This window comes from Segeticoccus rhizosphaerae (assembly GCF_009192725.1).
In the GTDB taxonomy this organism is placed as follows: domain Bacteria; phylum Actinomycetota; class Actinomycetes; order Actinomycetales; family Dermatophilaceae; genus Segeticoccus; species Segeticoccus rhizosphaerae.
In genome coordinates this window covers 1-2,383 of the sequence record NZ_VOHR01000450.1, presented here as the reverse complement: position 1 = coordinate 2,383, position 2,383 = coordinate 1, and the positions used below count along the sequence as shown (strand labels likewise).

The 2,383-nt window shown below is 75.4% G+C and carries 1 protein-coding gene; it reads left to right on the top strand.

Features of this window, described 5'->3' with window-relative positions; genetic code table 11:
- On the top strand, positions 1 to 2,226 hold a 2,226-nt coding region (locus tag FRW57_RS20470), incomplete at its 5' end, for a DEAD/DEAH box helicase (protein ID WP_152186923.1).
- Positions 2,227 to 2,383 lie beyond the last annotated feature (157 nt).

The following is a 2,383-nucleotide window of genomic DNA, read 5'->3' as shown; positions in this document are numbered from 1 at the left end:
CCCTGGCCGGACTGGGTCAACCCGCAGGTGCACGCGGCGCTGGCCGGGGACGGGATCAGCGGGCTGTGGTCGCACCAGCGCGAGACCGCGGACCTGGCCCGGGCCGGGCGGCACGTGGTCGTCTCGACCGGGACGGCGTCGGGCAAGAGCCTCGGCTACCTGCTGCCGGTCCTCTCCGACCTGGTGGACGGCGCAGCGGCGGCCTCGGGCCGCGGTGCGACGGCGCTCTACCTGTCACCCACCAAGGCGCTCGCCGCCGACCAGCGCGCACGTCTGGACGGGTGGGCGATCCCCGGGCTACGGGCAGCCACGTATGACGGGGACACCCCCGCGGAGGAGCGGCGCTGGATCCGCGACCACGCGCACTACGTGCTCACCAACCCGGACCTGGTGCACCACTCCCTGCTGCCGGGGCACGAGCGCTGGGCACCGTTCCTGCGCGCCCTGCGCTACGTCGTGATCGACGAGTGCCACGTCTACCGCGGACTCTTCGGATCCCACCTCGCCGTGCTGCTGCGGCGGCTGCGCAGGGTCGCTGCCCGGTATGGCGTGTGCCCGACCTTCGTGCTCGCCTCCGCCACCGTCGCCGACCCGGCGCAGCACGCGGGCGCGTTGCTGGGGCAGCCGGTCCGGGCGGTCACGAGGGACGGTTCTCCACGCGAGTCCCTCACCTTCGGGTTGTGGGAGCCGGCGCTGGTCGAGGGAGGCGGCGAGCACGACGCACCGCACCGCCGCAGCGCCGTCGCGGAGAGCGCGGACCTGCTGGCCGACCTGGTGCTCGACGGGGTGCAGACGGTGGCCTTCGCCCGGTCCCGGCTCGGGGTCGAGGTGCTGGCCACGGCGGCGCGGCGGGCGGTCGGGCAGGTGGATGCGGCGCTGGAGGGCACGATCGCGGCCTACCGCGGGGGCTACCTGCCCGAGGAACGACGCGCGCTCGAGCAGGCGCTGCGGTCGGGGACCCTGCGCGGGCTGGCCGCGACCAACGCGCTGGAGCTCGGCATCGACGTGAGCGGACTGGACGCGGTGGTCCTGGCCGGATGGCCCGGCACGCGGGCGTCGCTGTGGCAGCAGGCGGGCCGTGCGGGGCGACGGGGCTCACCCTCCCTCGCGATCCTGGTCGCTGCGGACGACCCGCTGGACACCTACCTCGTGCACCATCCGGCGGCGCTGTTCGACCAGCCGGTGGAGGCGGCCGTGGTCGACCCGGACAACCCCTACGTGCTCGGGCCGCACCTGGCCGCCGCCGCGGCCGAGCTGCCTCTCACCGAGGCCGACGGTGACTACTTCGGGCCCGGGATGCTGCCGCTGCTGGACGAGCTGGCGTCGCGCGGCGTGCTGCGCCGACGACGCTCGGGGTGGTACTGGACCCGGCCGGACCGTGCCACCGACCACGTCTCGCTGCGGGGCAGCGGCGAACCCGTGGTGCGGATCGTCGAACGGTCCAGTGGACGGGTGCTGGGGACGGTCGACGGGGAGCGGGCGCACAGCACCGCGCACACCGGCGCGGTCTACCTGCACCAGGGCGAGCCGCACGTCGTCACCCAGCTGGACCTCGAGGACGCGAGCGCGCTGGTGGTGCGCGGAGATCCGGGATGGTCGACGCAGGCCCGGACCACGAGCAGCTTCGTGCTGGGCCGGACCGAGCTGTGCTGCGAGTGGGGGCCGGTCGGGCTGGCGTTCGGCAGCGTGTCGGTGACCTCGCAGGTCACGTCCTTCCTGCGCCGGCTGCCGTCCGGCGAGGTGCTCGGGGAGCACCCGCTCGACCTGCCGCCGCGGACGCTCGCGACCAAGGCCGTGTGGTGGACGATGCCGGAGGACCTGCTCGCCGCGGCCGGCATCGGAGAGACCGACATCCCGGGCGCGGCCCACGCCGCAGAGCACGCCGCCATCGGCATGCTGCCGCTGGTGGCGACCTCCGACCGGTGGGACGTGGGCGGCGTCTCGACGGCGCTGCACCCGGACACCGGCCTGCCGACGATCCTGGTCTACGACGGCCACCCGGGCGGCGCGGGCTTCGCCGAGCGGGGCTTCGACCGGGCCGTGACCTGGCTGACCGCCACCCGCGACGCGATCGCGGCCTGTGAGTGCCGCGCCGGGTGTCCCTCCTGCGTCCAGTCGCCCAAGTGCGGCAACGGCAACGAACCGCTCGACAAGGCCGGGGCGATCCGGCTGCTCGACGCCGTGCTCCGACACGCGCCTTCCGAGTCGAGCCGACCACGCGCCTGAGCTCGGCTAACCCGCTGGAGGCGGCCCGGCGCGGGCACGCGCGACGGCTTCGGGGAGGGCGGCCACGGAGGGCGGCACCGCCGCCTCCACCTGGATCGCGCCGCCTGAGACGGCGCACTCGGCGAGCCGCGCGGCGTTCGCCCGGACGATGACACCC